The 19,944-nt window shown below is 45.7% G+C and carries 18 protein-coding genes; 13 read left to right on the top strand and 5 right to left on the bottom strand.

Annotation, left to right across the window (positions count from 1 at the left end; translation table 11 throughout):
* Positions 1 to 36 precede the first annotated feature (36 nt).
* From plsX to H6995_08155, 11 genes are all read left to right on the top strand, one after another.
* Positions 37 to 1,020 (top strand): phosphate acyltransferase PlsX, encoded by a 984-nt coding sequence (gene plsX / locus H6995_08205; GenBank protein ID MCP5214976.1) that lies wholly within the window; start codon positions 37 to 39, stop codon positions 1,018 to 1,020.
* Positions 1,021 to 1,108: 88 nt separating this feature from the next.
* Positions 1,109 to 2,041 carry an ACP S-malonyltransferase gene (fabD, locus tag H6995_08200; protein ID MCP5214975.1) on the top strand — a complete coding sequence of 311 codons (933 nt, stop codon included), beginning with the start codon at positions 1,109 to 1,111 and terminating at the stop codon, positions 2,039 to 2,041.
* Between the two features lie 28 nt (positions 2,042 to 2,069).
* Positions 2,070 to 2,810, top strand: a complete 741-nt coding sequence (gene fabG / locus H6995_08195; GenBank protein MCP5214974.1) for a 3-oxoacyl-ACP reductase FabG — start codon at positions 2,070 to 2,072, stop codon at positions 2,808 to 2,810.
* A gap of 223 nt (positions 2,811 to 3,033) precedes the next feature.
* Positions 3,034 to 3,267: an acyl carrier protein gene (acpP, locus tag H6995_08190; protein MCP5214973.1), complete on the top strand. Its 234-nt coding sequence runs from the start codon at positions 3,034 to 3,036 to the stop codon at positions 3,265 to 3,267.
* Between the two features lie 139 nt (positions 3,268 to 3,406).
* A complete protein-coding gene (gene fabF, locus H6995_08185) occupies positions 3,407 to 4,648 on the top strand; it encodes a beta-ketoacyl-ACP synthase II (GenBank protein ID MCP5214972.1) in 1,242 nt (413 codons plus the stop codon).
* A gap of 89 nt (positions 4,649 to 4,737) precedes the next feature.
* Positions 4,738 to 5,583 carry an aminodeoxychorismate lyase gene (gene pabC, locus H6995_08180; protein ID MCP5214971.1) on the top strand — a complete coding sequence of 282 codons (846 nt, stop codon included), beginning with the start codon at positions 4,738 to 4,740 and terminating at the stop codon, positions 5,581 to 5,583.
* Between the two features lie 26 nt (positions 5,584 to 5,609).
* Positions 5,610 to 6,626 (top strand): endolytic transglycosylase MltG, encoded by a 1,017-nt coding sequence (gene mltG / locus H6995_08175; GenBank protein ID MCP5214970.1) that lies wholly within the window; start codon positions 5,610 to 5,612, stop codon positions 6,624 to 6,626.
* Between the two features lie 3 nt (positions 6,627 to 6,629).
* On the top strand, positions 6,630 to 7,280 hold the full coding sequence (locus H6995_08170; protein ID MCP5214969.1) for a dTMP kinase: 651 nt from the start codon (positions 6,630 to 6,632) through the stop codon (positions 7,278 to 7,280).
* A gap of 3 nt (positions 7,281 to 7,283) precedes the next feature.
* The gene (locus tag H6995_08165) at positions 7,284 to 8,285 is read left to right on the top strand and encodes a DNA polymerase III subunit delta' (GenBank protein MCP5214968.1); all 1,002 of its coding nucleotides are present in this window, start codon (positions 7,284 to 7,286) and stop codon (positions 8,283 to 8,285) included.
* An 18-nt stretch (positions 8,286 to 8,303) separates the two neighbouring features.
* Entirely contained in the window at positions 8,304 to 8,651 is a 348-nt protein-coding gene (locus H6995_08160; GenBank protein MCP5214967.1) for a PilZ domain-containing protein, read from the top strand.
* 39 nt (positions 8,652 to 8,690) lie between these two features.
* On the top strand, positions 8,691 to 9,470 hold the full coding sequence (locus H6995_08155; GenBank protein MCP5214966.1) for a TatD family hydrolase: 780 nt from the start codon (positions 8,691 to 8,693) through the stop codon (positions 9,468 to 9,470).
* Here H6995_08155 and H6995_08150 read toward each other — a convergent pair.
* On the bottom strand, positions 9,461 to 10,282 hold the full coding sequence (locus H6995_08150; GenBank protein ID MCP5214965.1) for a hypothetical protein: 822 nt from the start codon (positions 10,280 to 10,282) through the stop codon (positions 9,461 to 9,463). The two genes, H6995_08155 and H6995_08150, sit on opposite strands and share 10 nt — an antisense overlap.
* Before the next feature lie 52 nt (positions 10,283 to 10,334).
* Positions 10,335 to 11,480, bottom strand: a complete 1,146-nt coding sequence (locus H6995_08145; protein MCP5214964.1) for an aminotransferase class V-fold PLP-dependent enzyme — start codon at positions 11,478 to 11,480, stop codon at positions 10,335 to 10,337.
* 222 nt (positions 11,481 to 11,702) lie between these two features.
* On the opposite strand from H6995_08145, the gene prsT (H6995_08140) reads away from it, so the two are divergent.
* Positions 11,703 to 14,489, top strand: a complete 2,787-nt coding sequence (gene prsT / locus H6995_08140; GenBank protein MCP5214963.1) for a PEP-CTERM system TPR-repeat protein PrsT — start codon at positions 11,703 to 11,705, stop codon at positions 14,487 to 14,489.
* Between the two features lie 62 nt (positions 14,490 to 14,551).
* On the opposite strand, the gene H6995_08135 is transcribed toward prsT (H6995_08140), so the two are convergent.
* The 3 genes from H6995_08135 to H6995_08125 all read right to left on the bottom strand — a co-directional run bounded on the left by H6995_08135 (position 14,552) and on the right by H6995_08125 (position 19,189).
* Positions 14,552 to 15,394, bottom strand: coding sequence for a hypothetical protein (locus H6995_08135; protein MCP5214962.1), 843 nt, complete (start codon positions 15,392 to 15,394; stop codon positions 14,552 to 14,554).
* Positions 15,395 to 15,571: 177 nt separating this feature from the next.
* Positions 15,572 to 18,397 (bottom strand): PEP-CTERM system TPR-repeat protein PrsT, encoded by a 2,826-nt coding sequence (prsT, locus tag H6995_08130; protein ID MCP5214961.1) that lies wholly within the window; start codon positions 18,395 to 18,397, stop codon positions 15,572 to 15,574.
* A gap of 123 nt (positions 18,398 to 18,520) precedes the next feature.
* Positions 18,521 to 19,189: a DUF4126 domain-containing protein gene (locus H6995_08125; GenBank protein MCP5214960.1), complete on the bottom strand. Its 669-nt coding sequence runs from the start codon at positions 19,187 to 19,189 to the stop codon at positions 18,521 to 18,523.
* 49 nt (positions 19,190 to 19,238) lie between these two features.
* Here H6995_08125 and H6995_08120 point away from each other — a divergent pair, with 49 nt between their 5' ends.
* Positions 19,239 to 19,937 carry a hypothetical protein gene (locus H6995_08120; protein ID MCP5214959.1) on the top strand — a complete coding sequence of 233 codons (699 nt, stop codon included), beginning with the start codon at positions 19,239 to 19,241 and terminating at the stop codon, positions 19,935 to 19,937.
* The last annotated feature ends 7 nt before the right edge of the window (positions 19,938 to 19,944 follow it).

Raw genomic sequence — 19,944 nt, 5'->3', positions numbered from 1 at the left:
GCTCTTTTGCAAACAGTTACTATTGCAATTGATGCGATGGGCGGGGATTTCGGTCCCCGCGCTACCGTCCCCGCCGCCGCCCAGTGTTTAGCGGATTACCCCGATATTTACCTGCTCTTAGTGGGTGATAGAAACGCAATCGGCTTACACCTAGGCAAGCTCCCGCAGCAGCAACAAGATAGAATTCAGGTTATCCATAGTAGTGAAGTCGTCACTATGGATGAAAAACCTGTGCACGCATTACGTAATAAAAAACAGTCTTCTATGTATCTCGCTATTGATGCCGTCGCTCAAGGTAATGCTGATGCCTGTGTGAGCGCAGGTAACACTGGCGCGTTAATGGTGCTGAGTCGATCACTGCTTGGTATGCATGAAGGCATAGATCGTCCAGCGTTTATCAGGGAGATTCCGACTCTTACCGGACACTGTCACGTGCTGGACTTAGGTGCGAATGTTGGCTGTGATGCCCAGCATTTGTATCAATTTGGCGTAATGGGCTCAATTGTGGCGCGGGTAGTGGATAAAAATCCAAATCCACGCGTAGGTTTGCTAAATGTTGGGCAGGAGGCGAGTAAGGGTATTGAACAGGTTAAGGAGGCGGCTCGCTTGCTGCAAGGAAACTCGCAGATCAATTATATTGGTTTTGTTGAAGGCGATCATATTTTTGCGGACGCAGCGGACGTTATCGTTTGTGATGGATTTGTCGGAAATGTCGCACTGAAAACCAGTGAAGGGTTGGCGAAAATGGTGAGCCTTTTACTGACCCAAAATTTTCATCAAAATATGTATACCAAGCTGATTGGAATGCTTAGCAAGCCTGTATTAAACAGGCTGGTTAAACAAATAGACCCAAAACGGCATAATGGCGCTAGTTTGTTGGGTCTGCAGGGTACATTGGTTAAAAGTCATGGTAACGCTGATATCGCTGCCTATAAACAGGCTATTCGGCGAGCTATACATGAGGCGACGAGCTGTCTGCCACAATTAATTCAGAAAGATATTTCTGAAATAAATATTTAAAGTAATTTATATTTTACACTTGATCAGGTTTGAAGGGCTTTAAGCCATTTGCAAGCCGTTACCGACAAATTACTAGCAGGATACCGCTATGAATCAAAAACTAGCTTTTGTCTTTCCCGGGCAGGGATCGCAGTTCCCGGGTATGCTCGCGGATTTGGCCACGCAATACAGTATTATCCAAACAACTTTCGCCGAAGCGTCAGAAATTATGCAACGAGATCTTTGGCAGTTGGCTCAGGAGGGATCTGATGCCGATCTAAATCGGACAGATTTAACGCAACCCTTACTATTAACAGCCAGTATTGCCTTGTGGCGACTTTGGGGTGAGCAGGGTGGACAGCAACCGGAATTTGTTTCTGGCCATAGTCTGGGTGAGTACTCAGCGTTGGTGGCAGCGGGAGCTATCGAATTTGGTGACGCTGTTGGCCTAGTCAATAAAAGAGGTCTTTTCATGCAGGCTGCGGTGCCGGAAGGTAAAGGCTTAATGGCAGCCATTTTAGGTCTGGAAGATGAAACATTAGTATCGGTTTGTGCACAGGCGTCTCAAGGCCAAGTGGTTTCAGCGGTTAACTTTAATGCACCTGGTCAGGTGGTGATTGCTGGGCAAGTTGAGGCAGTAGAGCGGGCGATTGAATTATGTCAGGCGGCTGGCGCCAGAAGGGCGCTACCTTTATCGGTTAGTGTGCCCTCGCATTGTGCGTTAATGCGCCCGGCAGCAGAGCAACTGGCACAGGCGTTGTCGCATATTACCATCAAACAACCACTCATACCCGTGGTGCAAAATGTCTCTGCAGCGGCATTGACTGATTCGGAATTGATAAAGCAAGCTTTAGTAGAACAGCTATACCGGCCTGTGCTATGGGTTGACTGTGTTAATACCTTGACGGCAAACGGCGTCGAGCGAGTAATAGAGTGTGGCCCTGGCAAGGTGTTGACTGGTTTAAATAAACGGATTAATCGGCAGTTGGAGCTTGCCGCTATTGGCGATTTGGCTAATTTCAATGCGGCTTTATTGCTGTAAGGATTAATATAAAGGTGGAGTACGCGTTATGAGTATCGAAGGCAAAATAGCATTGGTGACCGGCGCTACCAGAGGGATAGGTAAAGCCATAGCCGCTGAACTGTCGGCTCAAGGAGCAATTGTTGTTGGTACAGCGACCTCTGAGTCAGGGGCTGCGAGCATAAAAAACGCCTTGGTAGCAGCAGGCAATACCGGCACTGGTATTGTTCTAAATGTGTCTGACTCGGAATCGATCAAAAAGGCTTACGATTTTATCACTGAAAACTATGAGGCACCGAGCATTGTTGTTAACAATGCGGGAATAACCAAAGACAATATTATGCTGCGCATGAAAGATGAGGAATGGGATGATGTTATTAATACTAACCTGACTTCCATTTACCGAGTGACAAAAGCAGCATTACGTGCGATGACCAAGGCGCGCTGGGGTCGGATTATTAATATAAGCTCTGTGGTTGGCGCGATGGGTAATGCCGGGCAGGCAAACTATGCCGCTTCTAAAGCGGGTATTGAAGGATTTACCAGAGCATTGGCGAGAGAGGTTGCTTCGCGTGGCATTACTGTCAATGCCGTTGCTCCTGGTTTTATTGATACCGATATGACGAAGGGGCTAGCGGAAGCGCATAAGGAGGGGCTGCTGACTCAAATTCCGGCAAACAGATTGGGGCGTGCTGAAGAGATCGCCGCTACCGTTGCTTTTTTAGCCAGTGATGGGGCGGCCTACATCACGGGAGAGACTATCCAGGTCAATGGTGGAATGTATATGTAATCGAGAGAAAAACGCCCATTTTTGGTGCTATACAGAGGCATAAGAAAATGGGTTTTTATAGAAAATCCGTATTGTATTAGCTGAAAACTTTGATAATATGCGACTTCGTTTTATGAGTGACATAATAACTAAATACGAAAACAGGGTTTTCAAGACTAAAAGAGAATTTTAAGCAGCCAATTTTGCTGCGACCTTTAAATTTTCCATAGGAGTAGCGAAGGCTATGAGTACCGTTGAAGAGCGAGTAAAAAAAATTGTTTGTGAACAGCTGGGTGTAAAAGAAGAGGAAGTAACCAGTGCATCCTCGTTCGTAGAAGATTTAGGTGCGGACTCATTAGATACCGTTGAGTTAGTAATGGCGTTGGAAGAAGAGTTTGAAACGGAAATTCCTGATGAGGAAGCAGAGAAAATTACTACAGTTCAATTAGCTGTCGATTACATCAACGAACACCTTTAAAACATTGTAAATGTTTATAAAAAGCCGCACTGGCTAAAGTTAGTGCGGCTTTTTATTTAGGTCGGTTGGTTTTTCTTATTATCAATGAGCCTTGGTTTTCCTGTGCTCAAAAAGATAGCTCGGTAATTGGAGGATAAGCATGTCACGTAGGCGAGTAGTAGTGACGGGGCTCGGCATCCTGTCTCCGGTAGGAAACAACATCACGGATAGTTGGAGTAATATCGTTGCGGGTAAGAGTGGTATTGCTGTCATCGACCACTTTGATGTGTCAAGCTACACAACCCGGTTTGGCGGTTCAATCAGAGGTTTGGATACGGATGCATACCTTTCTACTAAGGATGCCCGTAAAATGGATTTGTTTATCCAGTATGGCATGATTGCAGCAATGCAGGCCATTACAGATGCAGGGCTTGAATGTACAGAAGAAAATGCCCATCGCATTGGTGTCGCCATCGGTTCTGGTATTGGTGGTTTAACGATGATTGAGAAAAACTACGATGCCATCAAGCAATCGGGCCCACGCAAAGTGTCGCCTTTTTTTGTGCCTGGAAGCATTATCAACATGATATCGGGCAATCTCTCTATTAAGTACGGGTATAAAGGCCCTAATATTTCTATTGTTACGGCCTGTACGACAGGTACGCACAATATAGGCTTTTCCGCGCGCATGATTCAACAGGGTGATGCTGATGTCATGATCGCCGGTGGTGCCGAAATGGCAACATCCCAATTAGGGCTGGCTGGCTTTTCTGCCGCCCGAGCGCTATCGACCAGGAACGATAATCCGCAAGCTGCGAGCCGACCCTGGGATCGTGACCGTGATGGTTTTGTGCTAAGTGACGGTGCTGGTGTGCTGATTTTGGAAGAATACGAGCGCGCGAAACAGCGCGGTGCCCAGATATATGCTGAACTCTCAGGGTTTGGCATGAGCGGAGATGCTTATCACATGACGTTGCCCTCCGAGGATGGATCCGGTGCTGCTGCTTCAATGCAGAACGCCATTAACGATGCGGGCCTGAACGCGGAACAGATCGATTATATCAACGCTCACGGTACCTCGACCCCCGCTGGTGACCGTATTGAATCATTAGCTGTGGAAAAGGTCATGGGTGATGCGGCAAAAAAAGTCGCAGTGAGCTCGACCAAATCCATGACTGGACACTTATTGGGGGCAGCGGGCGCTGTTGAATCTATTTTTGCCCTGTTGGCGATTCGGGATCAAGTTGCTCCGCCAACCATTAATTTGGATAATCCAGATGAAGGCTGCGATCTAAATTATGTCCCCCATATCGCTCAAGAACGACGAATTGATGTCAGTATGTCAAACTCCTTTGGCTTTGGCGGTACCAATGGCACCCTGATATTCCAACGTTTGAAATAGCATTCAATTAGCGGTATCAAAGGCCTCCATTTGTTAGGGGGCTTCTAAATAGGTCAAACCTTATTTAGAAGCTCCTAGGTTAAAGTTAGATGAACTCTTCTTTCCCTGTAATACTGGTTAATGGGCGAGCGGTTCAGCAGGTCTCTGTTCTGGATCGAGGTTTGGCCTATGGTCATGGTTTATTCGAGACAATTCGCGTAAATAATGGCTTGCCGCAACTCTGGCAACAGCATCTGGCGCGTCTAAAAGTAGGTTGTGAGCGGCTTTTTATCCAATGGCCAGAGGATATTGAAGCTAAGTTAACACAAGAGGTTGCGGAGCTTTGTGCTCGCTCCAATGCGTTGATTAAGATTATTTTTACAGCGGGAAGCGGTGGTTTGGGTTATGCAATACCAGAAGCTCAAACCCCGATGCGTATTGTGATACGCTATCCATTGCCAGACTACCCTCTCGAATACACAACCGCCGGAATAGCTGTCTGTACTTGCGACTACCGCCTTGCCCAACAAACAAGGCTAGCGGGTCTAAAGCACCTTAATCGTCTAGATCAGGTGCTGGCTAGTGCTGAATGGCGGGGGTCAAAATATAAAGAAGGTATCATGCTCGATCAGCAAGATAGGGTGATCGAAGGTACGCGAAGCAATTTATTCGCTGTGGATAAAAATGGTGATTTGCTGACGCCTCAATTGAGTCGTTGTGGCGTTATGGGCGTTATGCGCCAGTATTTGATTGAGCAGGCCGCTCTTTGCCATATTAAAGTCTTGGAAGGTGATTATTCCAGTGCTCAGCTTAAAGCTATGCCGGAGTTGTTTGTTTGTAACAGTCTCATTGGTATTTGGCCGATTCGGCAGTGGGATCAACATGATTATTCGGTTGGCGAAATAACACGTCGACTACAGCTGCTGGTCAAAAAGCTTTTTGTGGTTCAATCATGAAAAGTCTAAGCAAATATCTTCTCTGGATGGTAATTTTTCTATGTATCACCGGAGTAGCAGTTAGTTATGCTTTTTATCGCTATTTAACAACTTCAGCGTTTTATGCTGAGGCTTCTATTCTGGTCGAAATCAAACCAGGCACGCACTTTAGCGAATTAGCACATTACCTGGAAGGCCAGAATGTGATCAGGAAGCCAAAATGGTGGACTGCCTACGCAGTGGCGACTGGACAGGCGGAAAAAGTGAAGGCCGGTGAATACCAAATTCAACCCGGTAGCTCGCCGCTGCAAATATTGGATATGTTCATCAATGGTAGGGTTGTTGTCTACCAGCTCACCTTGGTGGAAGGTTGGCGCTTTGTCGATGTGCTCAATAAGTTGGCGCAGCAGGAAAAGTTAGTGCATTTGAGCGCCGGGCTTTCCCCTCAAGAAGTCATGGTCTTGCTCGGAAAGCCGGGGGAGCACCCAGAAGGACGATTTTTCCCCGATAGCTATCAGTACGTAGCTGGGAATAGTGATATTGATATCCTTAAGCGCGCCTATGCTAGGCTTGAGCAAGTGTTGACTGAGGAATGGCATCAGCGTGCTGATAATTTACCCTATGAAACTCCTTATGAAGCCTTGATTATGGCTTCAATCGTGGAGAAGGAAACGGGTGTGGCGGATGAGCGTGAGCAAATTGCAGGAGTATTTGTCAGACGGTTACAGAAAGGCATGCGATTGCAGACTGACCCCACTGTTATTTATGGCCTGGGAGATGCGTATCAGGGTAATTTGCAACGCCAGCATTTGGCTCAAAAGACGCGCTATAACACTTATCTTATAAAAGGGTTACCGCCAACACCCATTGCAATGGCGGGACGAGCGGCAATACAGGCAGCTCTGCATCCGGCGTCAGGCTCAAGCCTGTATTTTGTCGCACGGGGTGATGGTAGCCACTTTTTTTCTGATACACTGACCGAACATACCAAAGCGGTTCAACAATTCCAGATTAAGCAAAGAACGAAACAGTATCAATCGTCACCAAAAATAGAAGCTAAGTAGCACATGGCACAAAATAATAAAGGCCTTTTTATCACCGTCGAGGGAATTGAGGGTGTCGGCAAAACGACCAATATTGAGTTCATCAACCGTTTTTTAAAGCAGCAAGGCATTAGCGTTACGCTGACGCGGGAGCCTGGGGGCACTGAGATTGCAGAGCAAATCAGATATTTACTGTTGTCCCATCACAATGAACCACTAACTGAAGATGCTGAACTTCTATTGGTATTTGCCGCGCGGGCACAGCATCTTAATCGATTGATCAAGCCTGCGTTAGCGCGTGGTGACTGTGTGCTTTGTGATCGCTTTACTGATGCCACTTATGCCTATCAAGGGGCGGGACGGAAATTATCGATGCCTCGTATCGCTCAACTTGAACAATGGGTGCAAGGTGATCTGAGGCCTGATGTAACCCTGCTTTTAGATGTGCCGGTTGAACTAGGGCTGTCCCGAGTTGAACAAAGAGGGGCCCCGGACCGCTTTGAATCGGAAAAAAGCGCCTTTTTTGAACGCATTCGTCAGAACTATCTGGAGCGGGCAAAGTTGGAGCCAAAGCGAATATTCATTGTTGATGCGAGCCAGACGCTAGAAAAAGTGCAAGAAAGTATCGTGGTGATACTCAATCAAATACTTTCTCCTGATAAGGTGAACAGGTAACGGATGTCAGAGAATAGTGCCGCGGAAATTTATCCTTGGTTAAAATCGTCTTGGCATAATCTACTACGCCAGCACGAACAGGACAGTATGCCCCACGCATTACTACTAACAGGCCCTCAGGGTATCGGTAAAGCGCATTTCGGGTTTCAACTGGCACTGTTCCTGTTATGTTCTCATCCAGCAGGAGATCGCGCCTGTGGTAGCTGTAAGAGTTGCTGTCTAATGCGCTCTGGGACACATCCCGATTTGTTACGGCTCTCGCCGGAAGATGAAGGCAAGGCAATTAAGGTTGATCAGGTTCGATCTATCAATCACTTTGTTGGACAAACGGCACAGCTCGGCGGCTATAAAATTATTTTGCTTCATCCCGCTGAGGCGTTAAATATTAGCGCCGCCAACGCCTTGTTGAAGAGTCTGGAAGAACCAAACGGACGCTGTCTTTTTGTGTTGCTTACAGATCAGCCAAGTAGATTGCCTGCGACTATTCGCAGCCGTTGCCACCAAATTGCGTTACCATTACCCTCTAAGGAAGACGCACTTATTTGGCTTAGGCAGCACGGGAGCGACCCGGATTCAATGCCGTTATTGCTTAACCTTGCTAATGGTGCCCCGTTGCTTGCGCTGAGTTACCAAGAAAGTGATTATCTGTCGCAACGGGACACATTAATCAAGGGGTTCATGGCATTACAAAAAGGGCAGGCTAGTCCACTGGAAATTGCGCAACAATGGCAAAGCCTGGATTTGTTAGCTATCCTGAACTGGATGAATCAGTATGTTATTGATCTGATCAAGCTTTGTCTCGTGAAAGATGATCAATTTTTAAAGAACTCAGATGCTAAGCTGTTTTTATCGGCGATGGCCGAGCAAGTTTACGCGAATAAGCTATATTTATATAGAGATCGACTGGTTGAGGCGAAGCGAGGATTGCTCTCAGGCAATAACCCTAATAAAATCCTGCTGTTAGAAGACTTGCTGATAAGATGGTCTCGATGTATTTCACACTAGAAAAGAAAGGCAATATTTATGGCTGATGGCGGCCCACGTAATGGCATATTGTCGCTGACAATTAAAGATAAAGCAGTGCTATATGCTGCCTATATGCCTTTCGTAAAGCATGGTGGTTTATTTATTCCCACCAACAAGAAGTACAAACTGGGTGCTGAAGTGTTTATGTTGCTTACCCTAATGGATGAGCCGGAAAAACTACCGGTGGCGGGTAAAGTCGTCTGGGTCACACCGAAAGGTGCTCAGGGTAGTCGAGCTGCTGGTATTGGTGTTCAGTTCAATAACGAAGACGATACCGTGCGCCATAAAATCGAAACCTATCTTGCCGGGTCGCTGCAATCTGATCGTCCGACCTACACGCTTTAATTTCTCTTATTTTACATCAACATACAGCAGGAAGTTATGATGCTGGTTGACTCTCATTGTCATTTAGACCGTCTCGATTTAAGTCAGTATGCCGGTGAAATTTCTGGCGCAATCACCGCGGCGCGTAATGTCGGTGTCGAGCGCATTCTTTGTGTTGCCATTGATTTGGAAAATCTACCCAAGGTGCTAGCTATCGCAGAACAATTTTCTGGAGTGCATGCGTCGGTCGGGGTGCATCCTTTAGAGCCGGAGGATAATAGTTTGCAGGTTGAGCAGCTTATTCGCCTGGCGAGGCATCCAAAGGTGGTCGCCATTGGTGAGACTGGACTCGATTATTTTTACGGAAAAGACTACATAGCATTACAAAAGCAAAACTTTCTAACGCATATAAAAGCCGCGCGCACCTGTAAAAAACCACTGATTATCCATAGCCGCGATGCCAAAGAGGATACCCTCAGATACTTAGCCGAGCATGCGGATTTGGAGGCGGGTGGTGTAATGCATTGCTTTACGGAAGATTGGGATATGGCACAGCGAGCGATAGATATGAATTTTTATATTTCGCTTTCGGGTATTGTCACTTTTAAAAATGCCGCTCAGCTTCAGGATGTGGCGAAAAAAATCCCCTTGAATCGGTTGTTAATAGAAACCGACGCGCCTTATTTGACGCCAGTGCCGTTTCGTGGCAAATCGAATGAGCCAAAGTATGTTGCCCATGTAGCTGATTGTATTGCACAACTGAGAGGTATCAACAAGGCGGAACTAGCAGAGGCCACAACTGAAAATTATTTAAATCTGTTTCAGCTCTCTCAAGAATGAATGTCACCCTCTCTGCCGGCAAAACTATTGGGTCCATGCCAGGGTAGTAATCGGTAGGCGCCATGAGAACAGCAGTCGAAAAATGGATATTTGACAATTGCAAAGTAGGGCGAGTAGTCGAAATCCCGGGGTAGGTAAAGTTTTGCGTTGCGTTGATAAAACTTTATCTGCTGTTCTTCGTTTATTTGTACCAAGGGTAATATGGGGAATTGGATATGCTGAAAGGCCTCCGCGATCATAGTAGAACAAACCGTTTTAGTTGGGCGCCCAGAGTTATGTTCAAACAAGCTGGAGCGCCAACGACGTGGCCAGAGCGCCCAAGGGAAGATAAATCTTGCTAGGTCTAGTATCTGTCTGAAATCATAGTCTAAACCTAAGCGCAAAATCACAAAATTAATCACCTCTTGGCTATCCTCTGTGGAAAGGCCATTGGGTCGACAGACTCGCAAGTGTTCCTTTTCATAATAGCTTAAAGGATTTACAACGGTGCCGGAGCCGAGCAGACTTTCAATGATCAAGGGTTCGTCTGGGTCACCATCAAAATAGTGGGAGAGTTTGGCGCGAAATTCAGGATTTTTAATATCCCGTGCACAACCAATGTAAAGTGCTGCATGGGTCCAAGAGCTTTGTGTGATTTGCCGAATCACTTCGCTAATGCGAGTACGTCCTTCAACCAGGATAACATCACAGGGCCTGATTTTTTTGCACATCTCTTGGAAATCACTCAGTGGCACCTCGTCGACAGATAACGCCTCTCTGTGGTTAAGCCAGGAAATAATTGGTTTGCTAAAATAATGACTAATGAGGCCCATGCGTTCGCTCTAAATTGCCATGTTACTGAACGGGATGATGTTATCGAGTTGTTTAACTGGAGACAATAGGGCCGCAAATCCGTCTGATAAAATCGATAGCCGTGCTCAGCTTATCAGTAGAAGTATAAAAATGAGGAGAAAACCGGATGCCGCCACCACGACAGGCGCAGACGATATTGGCCGCTAATAATTGCTGGTGTAGCTGCTGTGCAGCGATTGAGCTATGTTTAAAGGTTACTATGCCAGAACGCCTTTCCGGTCTAAGATCGCTAATCAGATGAATTTCTGGTAGTTGCTGTAGCTGGTTGATGAGGTAATCGACCTTCTCGTCAATGAGTCGAGCAACCTCCTTGCTGCCGACTTCTTCAAGCAAAGACAAGCTAGCATTGAGCGCGTGTGCTCCCAGCATGTTAGGGCTGCCGCACTCAAAACGCTGCGCGTTATCGGCCGGCTCCCAGCTAAGGCGATCATAGTCGCCACGATTTTTTACCATATGCCAGCCAAATTGCTGAATACTTAATAACTTTCTAGCTTTTGGGCTGGTGTAAAATAGCGCAAGACCTTCCGGACCGAGCATCCATTTATGTCCGTCGGCGACTACAAAGTCAGCATGATAGGCCTGAACGTCGAACGGCCCGGCTCCAATGCTTTGGATAGCATCAATACAGAACAGCAGATCTCTTTGTTGGCAGGCTTCACCCAAAACGGCGCAATCCATCCGCAATCCTGTAGCGTATTGAACGGAGCTGATCGAAATAAGTCGAGTACGGTTATCTATTAAATGAATAATAGCGTCTTCAGGGGAGTCTGATGCGCTTAAAGTCGCCACTTTCACCTCTACGCCAAAGCGGGAAAGTGATTCCCATACAATTCGGTTAGAGGGAAATTCCTGATCGCTAATAATCAAGTTGTCACCCGGTTTCCAGTCAATACCGTAGGCAATAACAGACAATGCCTCAGATGTGTTTTTTAGCAGTGCGATATCATCTACGCTGGGGGCATTGATAAATTTGCGTAGCCGCTCTCGGAGCTTATTTTCAGTGGTTAGCCAGGAAGGGTAGTTGCGTGCGCCATATTCCACATTTTCCTTGGCAAATTGGTTAACTGCGGCGAGGGTACGCGCTGGCCAGGGAGCAACTGCCGCGTGGTTTAGATAGATCAAATCTTGATGTAAGGGAAATTCTGTTTGCCAATGCATCGATAATCCAGGTGTTTAAATAATGAACAAGTGAAAATCTGTGATTATTAGCTATAGTAATAGTGCCGCCCGCTCTGGGTTTTATTGAATATCCAGGCGGTAAATTCAAGTTAACAAAATTCAGCTAAAGTTAAAACTCTTGCCGTGTTTTTAATATCAGGTTAGTTTTCAGCCAGCCACTCAAATCGGACCGTAGCGGTCGTCGTAAAGGAATCATTGGTAATGAAATATCGTCGTAAACCCATCAGTCAATTTTTTCGAAACCAGCTGCTATTGCCCGGACTACTGGGGTTGTCTTTAGGCGTCGCGGCGGATTATTTGTCAGATGCGCAGAGCTATTACGAAAAGAAGGAGTTTCAGTCCGCTATTATCCAGCTGAAGAACGAGCTGCAGAAAAATTCAAAAAATACACAAGCAAGATTTTTACTGGGCCAAGTATATTTGGCAAGTGGTAGCTTTATTGATGCAGAAAAGGAACTCAAGGTTGCGCTTTCGCTTGGATCGGAGCAGGACAAAACACAAATACTTTTAGCGAAAGCATTGCTAAATCAAGGAAAGGTGGATGAAGCATTAGCGACACTTGAAAATAAGGTATTTAGCAATCCTGATGAGCATGCCGAGGCGCTGGCGATCCAGGGTCATTTATACCTAGCGAAAAATAAACTGGAGGACGCTAGGGCATCTTTCAAGCAGGCGATTGAATTGGGAGGACAAGCATATGCTTTATTGGGACGAGCCCGGCTCGCTCTTATGGAAGGAGAAATAGATGAGGGGTTGGTAGATATCGATAAGGCGTTAACACAAGATCCGGCCTTTATCGAAGCGCTTTTCACCAAAGGGCAGGTCTTAGCATCGCAGGATAAATTTCCGGAAGCGATCGCGGTTTTCAGCAAAATTATCAAGGTAGAGCTGCATCATATGGGCGCTCGGCTCGCGCGCGCGGAAGCTTATATCCGGTTAAAGCAATTAGATGCCGCCAGAGCAGACGTTCAAGATGTATTGCAACAAAACGAGATGCAGCCCCATGCAAATTTCATTATGGCAAGGTTACAGTTAGACGCACAGGAATATCCGCAGGCGCAGACGTCAGCAGAGAAGGTGTTGCGTATGAGTCCGAACCATCAACTCAGTTTTTTTGTATTAGGTGCGGCCCATTATGCACAGGATAATTTTGAGCAAGCCAAAATATATCTCGAAAAATTTATTGCGCTAAAACCAACGCATATAACCGCTGCTCGGGTATTAGGGGCGACTTATCTCAAGTTGGGGGATCCTTCGAGTGCTGTCGATATATTGGAGACGGCGGATCAGGGGCAAGAACATCAGGACGCACAGTTACTCAATGTTCTTGGTCGGGCTTATATGAAAATGGGGGAGTTTGAAAAAGGAACGGCCGCCCTGAATCGCGCGATACAAATAGAGCCAAATATTGAAGGGGCGCAGGCTCAGATTGCGCTGGCAAATTTAGCCGCAGGAAACACCAAAGAAGCAATAAAGCAGTTAGAAGAACTCAATAGTAAGGATGCCTCCGATGAAATGACTAGCATTATGTTGACCTTGTCTTATATCAAGCAGGGGCAGTTTAATATGGCATTCAAAACTATCGATAATGCGATTAAAATTTCACCACAGAAAAGTAATTTTTATAATCTCAGAGGCTTAGTCTATGAAGCGCAGGGCGATAGCGCGGCTGCCAGGGATGCCTATCAAAAAGCATTAGCGATTAATAACAAATTTATTCCCGCAATACTCTCGTTGGCAAAGCTGGATTTTCGGGAAAATAAATTGGATTTATCAGCTGCAAAATACCAACAGGTTTTAGCTATAAGTCCTAATCATATGCAGTCTCTGCTTGCGCTTGCCCAATTGGCGCAGGCCAATGGTGATGAAAGCAAGATGCTTGACTGGATTAAACAGGCGAGAATGCGCAACCCAAATGCCCTACAGCCCGTAGAAATTCTGGTGAATTACTATCTTTCCAAAAACGAACTTGATAAAGCCCTAAATGAAGCCCGTAAATTTCAAACTGAACACCTGGACAATGTGCAAATAGCATCCGCGCTGTCACGGGTTCATCTCGCTAAGGGTGAAAACGAAGAAGCTAAACACCAACTGCAGAAGCTGATTAATTTTAATCAGAAAGATTTGTCGCATCGTATGCAGATGGTGCAAATTTTGATGACAGAAAAGCAACCAAGGCAAGCATTAACCTTCATTGATGAAATATTGCAACTTGATGAGCGCTATTTGCCAGCGTTGTTAGCGAAGTCGCAATTATTGATTAGCGAGAAGAAATTTAAAGACGCGGAAAGTGAGATTGCCAAGATTGAAAAATGGTACGTTGGCAGTTATTTAGGTCAACAGTTAACTGGAGATTTGATGCTTGCCAAGGAGCAACCTGAACAGGCGTTGGCACGATATGAGCAGGCATTTGCACAAGCGAAAACGGCCTATCTTGTGAGCGTGTTATTTGAGCAATACAGTGCGCAGGGTAACTGGGAAACTGCTGCTGACAGATTACAGTCTTATGTCGATGCGGTACCTCAGGATGCCGGTAACAGATTACGCCTTGCGTCTGTGTACCAAAAATTAGAACAAAACCAGAAAGCGGTAGAACTATACGAACAGCTGATTGAGCAAGTGCCAAATAACCCCGTGGTGCTGAATAATTTAGCTTGGCTTTATTGGCTAAAGCAAGATCAACGTAGTCTTGACTATGCAGAACGCGCGCTTGCCGTCGCACCGGATAAAGCAGAGATTGCTGATACCCTCGGCTGGATAATGTTACATATGGGGGATAAAAAGAAGGCTTTAGAGATCATTCGTGATGCGGCAAGTAAGGCCCCGACGATGCCGGAAATCCGCTATCATTTAGCCGTTGCTTTGCATAAAAATAATCAAAACGAACAGGCGAAAAAAGAATTAACACGCTTGCTCCGGGATTACCCAGGTTTTTCTGAAGAGCAAAGCGCTAAGCAGCTATTAAATGAAATGGGGGAAGGGAGGTAAAACCTTTCTCGGAGAAATAAAAAACGCCCAGTTAAAGGCGTTTTTTTTTCAAGTTTGAGGGCTTAGATGAGTTTGCGTTTTCTCAGTAAAAGTAACCCTAATCCTAACAGCGCGGCTGTTGCTGGTGAGGGAACTGTTCCATTGCAGGGGTCGCCGGGTTGGCAGCCAGGGGTTTCATTAACAAACCCTCTGATTTTTTTAAGTTTGGCATAATCGTCATCATTAGTAATACCGGATACTGCACCAGAAAGGTATTTGTTATAGGCACCGACTAACCAATGGGTTGATGCGACATTACCAGTATTTTTAATTGAAACATACTTATCTGAGTCTACATTGGATAGGTGGCCACTATAGTTTGGATCACCCACTAAATCCCATCCTGCATTTGTCAAGCCACGGGTAGTTCCCGTTGTATCTGTAGGATCTGAATTCAAGTTCGGCATATAAGTGGAGTTGTAGGAATCGGTGCCGGTGTATGCAAGAACCGTCATGTCAGTGTCATAGGTGTTATCGGGCCAGCCGATCCAGAGATCAGTCAACACAACGGGCTGATTAAACACGAATAATACAAATTCTTCTGGACCATAGTTATCAATGGCGTGCTCGGGGCTGCTCTCGTTGCGGTTAATTACAATGCCACTGCTGTATGAAGAGAGGTTATAGGAAACGAATTCATCGTTGGCACTGCTACCACCACCGTTACCGGTCGCATAGCCGCTAGTATTAGCCCACCCAGATAACTGTGCAGTGATATTATCACCAGTTACGCTATCAGTAGCGCTTTCGTTATATAGGTCGCTGTCCACAAGATACATTTCAAATGCGGCATGAGCGCTTGACCATGTACCAGAAAGCAAGATGCTTGCGCTTACTATTTTTATGATATTTACAATCTGTTTCATAAGGGTTCTACCCGCAGTCCTTAAATGGTAATAACTAAATTTGTACTATCGATACCAAAGCAATATTCGAACCAATATTAAATATATCTTTAAAATCAACAAGATAGTTAATCTCTGTTTAAAAAAACAGAATTGCCTTGATGGATGTGTAAAAAAAACTGACACTTGGTGCTGTGCCTAGCCATCGAGCTGAATTTTCAGTGCTTCTGCCTCTTTACGGCCATTAAAATTTTGAGGCCGCTTAAGAATCCGGTTGAGTTCTAATAAAGCCTCTTGGTCGCGCCCCAAACGGTGTAGTGCAACAGCAATATGGTAACGTATTTCTGCATTGTCTGCTGCACGAGTTAATGCTTCACGTAAGTAGGACAAGCCTTGTTCAAAGTCACCACTGAGAATAAGCAGCCAGCCCAGAGTGTCGTTTATTGAAGGGTTTTTGGGCAGTATCTCATAAGCACGCCGCGCCGATGCCATCGCCTCATTGTGCTTTTCTAGGTAAAGTAGCGTATTGGCTAAATTATTATGCAAGTAGGGGTTTTGGGGTTGTAGTGCGATGAGTTGGGAGTAGACCTTGGCCGCATCTGTGTATTTATTTTGGGCAACATAAAACTCCGCTAATGCGTTTTTAATAAGCAGGTCTTCTGGGTTATTACTTAACCAACTGGTTAACGTTGTTTCTGCTGAGTTCAATTCTTTGGCGCGCCGCTGCGCGATATGCAGCCGTAAAGTCAGTTCTGATAGTGACTGCCGCGAAAGTGCTTTTTTATATTGCTGTTCTGCCTCCGGGTACTTTTTTTGCTGCATCATCAGATCGCCAAGAAGACGAAAGCCGATACTCATTTGTGGAAATTTATTTACTAGAAATTTAGCATTGTCCATTGCTTCATCTATTCGGCCAAGCGATAGCTGTGTTTCTGTCAACAAGACTCTGGACTCGGAGTGCATTGGGTTGCTCTGAAGCGCTTTAAAAAGTGCGTAGCTTGCTTGTTCCTGAGCATCTAAAGCGATTTGATAGCGCGCAATGCGCAGGAGCCAGTCAGGATTGGATGCCGCTAAGCTGGCCATTTTACTAAGCAGTCCCAGCGCCTGCTTAGTCTCATTTTGCGCTATCAGTACCTTTAGTTGAGTTTCGAGTACATACAGGTTGTGTTGATATTTTTCCGCTTGCTCTGTGGCGTATTTGGCCGCTTCGGCTAGTTCGCCAGTTTGAATTAAGAGTTCAATTAAATAGCGCTTGGTATTGAATGACTCGGGGTTAGCGGCAGTTGCGTCGGTAGCCCATTTAAGGGCATCGCGAGTGTTGTTTTCACGCATTGAAATCCGCGACATTTCTAGCATCGCTTGACTATTTTTCGGCTCTCGTATGAGTACTGCAGATAATAGCGATTTGGCCTCGGTGAAGTTGTGTTCCAAGGTGTTGATTTTAGCGAGATTTATTTCTGCCGTAGTACGTGAGGCGTCATTGGTTAGCAGTTTTTCAAATAGCTGTCGTGCCAGCTTAAGATCACCCAGGCTGACTTTGCTGATGGCAAGTAAACTGATGTAAGTCAGATTTTCAGGTTCTAACTTTAAGAGCTGTTCGGAGGCTTGATGTGCATGGTTAAAGTCTCCTCTGTTTAAATACATCAGCACGAGTGGCAGACCCGCGAGTACTTTCGTTTCAGTTTTATTGAAAATCTTCTCTAGATCCTGCATACCCCGATCAATATAGCCGGCTTGGAGCCGGGAAATAGCCAACCTAGTATTCAGTTTGGGGGAATCGTATGCATTGGATGTCGCGTATTCGAGTAGGTTAACGGCTTTTTGATGCTGACCTGCGCCGTGATAGGCCTCTGTCAGCAGTGATATCAGGTCGGGGGTAAATCGAATCTGCTCCATTAGTTTTTCTAAAATATCAGTGGCGTTAAGATAGTCACCTCTACCGACATAGAGTTTAGCCAATGATATGAGCGGCCCAACTTCGTTGCCCCCCATTTTTACGTATTTTTCAAAGTTATGTAGAGCGAAATCCTTGTTACCCAGGTTGAGGTTGGCAATGGCGGAGATCAGTATCAGTTGCTGATTTCGGTCTACGATATCTGGCCCCATCACTTCGATGACATTAAGAGCCCTGTTGAGGGCATCACGACTGCCATGTTCGTCTCCGGCACGCGCGAGCTTGATAGAACGTAGATAGGATACGCGGGGATCTGAGTTACGCGTTTCCGATAATTTTTTGAGTTCCGGTGTGGTTTCATTGTCTCTACCAAGGTCGAGCAGTAGGCTTACCTTGGCTATACGAGCTTCACTGCGCTCTGGGTCAAGGGAAAGCGCTAGGTCATAGTTTTTCAGCGCACTTTCCGCATCTCCTTGAAGTTGCTTGAGCGATGCTTGTGCAATCCAGCTATCTGGGCTGCGCGGGTAAAGATCAAGCAATCTATCAATGATTTTTTCCGCTTCTGCCAGCTCACCTAATTGCATTGCCCGTGTGGCCTTTGTGGCGAGTAATTCAGCCGCATTAGGATCTATGTTTTCCGCTTCGCTCAAGGCGTCAAGAAACGCCTTATCATTACCAATTTCCAGCGCGGCTTGGGCGCGTAGTACGAGAAGTTCGGCAAGTATTTTTTTCGGTAGTTTAGGTAGAGACTGGGCTAAAAAAATATCATGCTTAAATTGCGCCATGTAGCTTTTTGCCAGTGGTATTGCTAATAGGGAGGGATCTGCGCCTAATTCACCGGCGTCTTTAAGTGTTGTTTCGGCTGCAGCGTAATTGCCGGCTTTTAGGTGAGCTTGCCCTAGAAGAACCAAAGCGGGGAGTAAGCGTGGATTTTTTTGTAATGCATTCTTAAGCTGAATAATGGCCGCTTCATATTTTTGTTCATTAAATTGTGTTACAGCGTCTTCATAGAAACTATTTGCCATTTTATCGTTATCGGCAAAGACGGGCATGATCAAAAAAAATGTGATGAAGGCGGGTATTATCTGACGAATCAGAGTACGAAGACCTAAGGGTAAAGATATTATCATTCGATTTACAATCCTGGTGCGGTAAAGCTTTAGGCTGAAAGTATAGGACTAAGCTGAAGTTTCTTCCATTGAGGTATTTGAATTAGTCAGAGGTTTCTAACCGCTATTTCGGTAAACTCTTTTTTAAAATGAGTCTTTATTGCTTTTGATTACGGGAATAGCAGGTTTGGAGCCTTGATTTGTTACTGAGCTTTTGAAAAACCGTGAGATCGCGCAAAAAACCCTTTTAACCCCAGTCCAAATTTTTGGCAGCAGCCAAATGAGAAGAATGAGAAAAGCCAGCAACAACACTAGAAATATCCAAGGATGTTGAATGGCTGTCCATAATCCTATAAATACCGCGATATCTTCCCCCAGCGAAACCAGCCAGTTACTGAAGGGTTCAGGAGAAGTATTGACGATGATTCTACTGCCCGCTTTAGCGGCATGCGAGGCTGTAGCCAGGCTCCCGCCAACGATAGCTGCCGCTAACTCAATAGCAGGGCTAGTATCGCCAATTAGCGTTGCTGCCAATACAGCACCAGCTGGTATACGGATAAAGCTGTGGATGCTATCCCAACCGGTATCGACGCCAGGGATTTTGTCGGCGGTAAATTCAACCATGTACATTAGGCCTGCTGCCGACATCACCAAAGGGTCAGCTAATATTTCAAGATTGGCTGGCAAGGCCATATGGCCGGTGTTGGCCATGATGCCAAGCATCAGTAGGGTGGCGTACAGATTGATACCGCTGGCCCAGCCGACCCCCATGGTAATTGCAAGTATGGCTATAATGTGATCCAGTTGTTCCATCTTTTACAGTCCTATATCATGCGTGTTCGTTATTAGCAGAGCATCCGGAATGTTATCTAGAGTTTACAGTAAACTGATTCGTTTAAGTTGCTTAATTGCTTGTTTGATGGCGATTTCCAGTTGTGGTTCAAATTCAGGGCTTATTCAAAATCTGGCGAAGTCCGATATCAATATGGTGGGCGATAGCCATATTCAACAGACCAATATATTACTCAAGAGTTTGGTGTATAAGCTCTATAAACGAAACCCTAGAGAATTGCAAAAAAATGGTATGCACACTATTGCCGAGCGGATCGAGCAAATTTTTTCTGATCCTAAAAATTTGCGTTTTGCCGAGCTGAATTACAGGGAAAGTATTGATGCGATGTTGCTCAGTTTTGACGATAGTTTTGAAGGAGATCGTGTGTTTGCCTTAGGTGTTGGACTCAGGGGGATGTTTTATCGTGCCTATAATGAAAATGCGGAACTCTTTATGCTCGACAAATTGGATTCGCAAAAGCTTTACAACTGCGCCAGAAATATAGAAATCGTTGCTTGGCGTTTAGCGCATCGCCGCGATGCGAGAGGGGAGCTTTATTTGTTGACGAATAGCATGGACGAACCGGCTAATCTGAGTTTTGAACGGTTATTTGGCAAGCTCATTATGTTGCAGGACATGATAGCTAAAATTACTGCTGATCGCACCGAGCGTACTATTAATAAAATTGTTCATCGCATCGCCACTGCGGTGTTCCTTCCGGTGGGGTGATTGGTTC

The organism is Pseudomonadales bacterium (assembly GCA_024234615.1).
In the GTDB taxonomy this organism is placed as follows: domain Bacteria; phylum Pseudomonadota; class Gammaproteobacteria; order Pseudomonadales; family IMCC2047; genus JAJFKB01.
Note: the sequence above shows the minus strand (reverse complement) of the source record. Positions and strands in the feature narration are given on the sequence as shown.

Excerpts from the sequence above, each read along its gene's own strand:
- H6995_08155 (MCP5214966.1), top strand. The coding sequence starts at position 8,691 with ATGCTGGTTGACTCTCATTGTCATTTAGACCGTCTCGATTTAAGTCAG.
- H6995_08170 (MCP5214969.1), top strand. The coding sequence starts at position 6,630 with ATGGCACAAAATAATAAAGGCCTTTTTATCACCGTCGAGGGAATTGAG.
- H6995_08120 (MCP5214959.1), top strand. The coding sequence starts at position 19,239 with ATGTTATCTAGAGTTTACAGTAAACTGATTCGTTTAAGTTGCTTAATT.
- H6995_08135 (MCP5214962.1), bottom strand. The coding sequence starts at position 15,394 with ATGAAACAGATTGTAAATATCATAAAAATAGTAAGCGCAAGCATCTTG.
- pabC (MCP5214971.1), top strand. The coding sequence starts at position 4,738 with ATGAACTCTTCTTTCCCTGTAATACTGGTTAATGGGCGAGCGGTTCAG.
- H6995_08165 (MCP5214968.1), top strand. The coding sequence starts at position 7,284 with ATGTCAGAGAATAGTGCCGCGGAAATTTATCCTTGGTTAAAATCGTCT.
- prsT (MCP5214963.1), top strand. The coding sequence starts at position 11,703 with ATGAAATATCGTCGTAAACCCATCAGTCAATTTTTTCGAAACCAGCTG.
- H6995_08150 (MCP5214965.1), bottom strand. The coding sequence starts at position 10,282 with ATGGGCCTCATTAGTCATTATTTTAGCAAACCAATTATTTCCTGGCTT.
- acpP (MCP5214973.1), top strand. The coding sequence starts at position 3,034 with ATGAGTACCGTTGAAGAGCGAGTAAAAAAAATTGTTTGTGAACAGCTG.
- H6995_08145 (MCP5214964.1), bottom strand. The coding sequence starts at position 11,480 with ATGCATTGGCAAACAGAATTTCCCTTACATCAAGATTTGATCTATCTA.
- prsT (MCP5214961.1), bottom strand. The coding sequence starts at position 18,397 with ATGATAATATCTTTACCCTTAGGTCTTCGTACTCTGATTCGTCAGATA.
- fabD (MCP5214975.1), top strand. The coding sequence starts at position 1,109 with ATGAATCAAAAACTAGCTTTTGTCTTTCCCGGGCAGGGATCGCAGTTC.
- mltG (MCP5214970.1), top strand. The coding sequence starts at position 5,610 with ATGGTAATTTTTCTATGTATCACCGGAGTAGCAGTTAGTTATGCTTTT.
- plsX (MCP5214976.1), top strand. The coding sequence starts at position 37 with ATGGGCGGGGATTTCGGTCCCCGCGCTACCGTCCCCGCCGCCGCCCAG.
- H6995_08125 (MCP5214960.1), bottom strand. The coding sequence starts at position 19,189 with ATGGAACAACTGGATCACATTATAGCCATACTTGCAATTACCATGGGG.
- fabF (MCP5214972.1), top strand. The coding sequence starts at position 3,407 with ATGTCACGTAGGCGAGTAGTAGTGACGGGGCTCGGCATCCTGTCTCCG.
- H6995_08160 (MCP5214967.1), top strand. The coding sequence starts at position 8,304 with ATGGCTGATGGCGGCCCACGTAATGGCATATTGTCGCTGACAATTAAA.
- fabG (MCP5214974.1), top strand. The coding sequence starts at position 2,070 with ATGAGTATCGAAGGCAAAATAGCATTGGTGACCGGCGCTACCAGAGGG.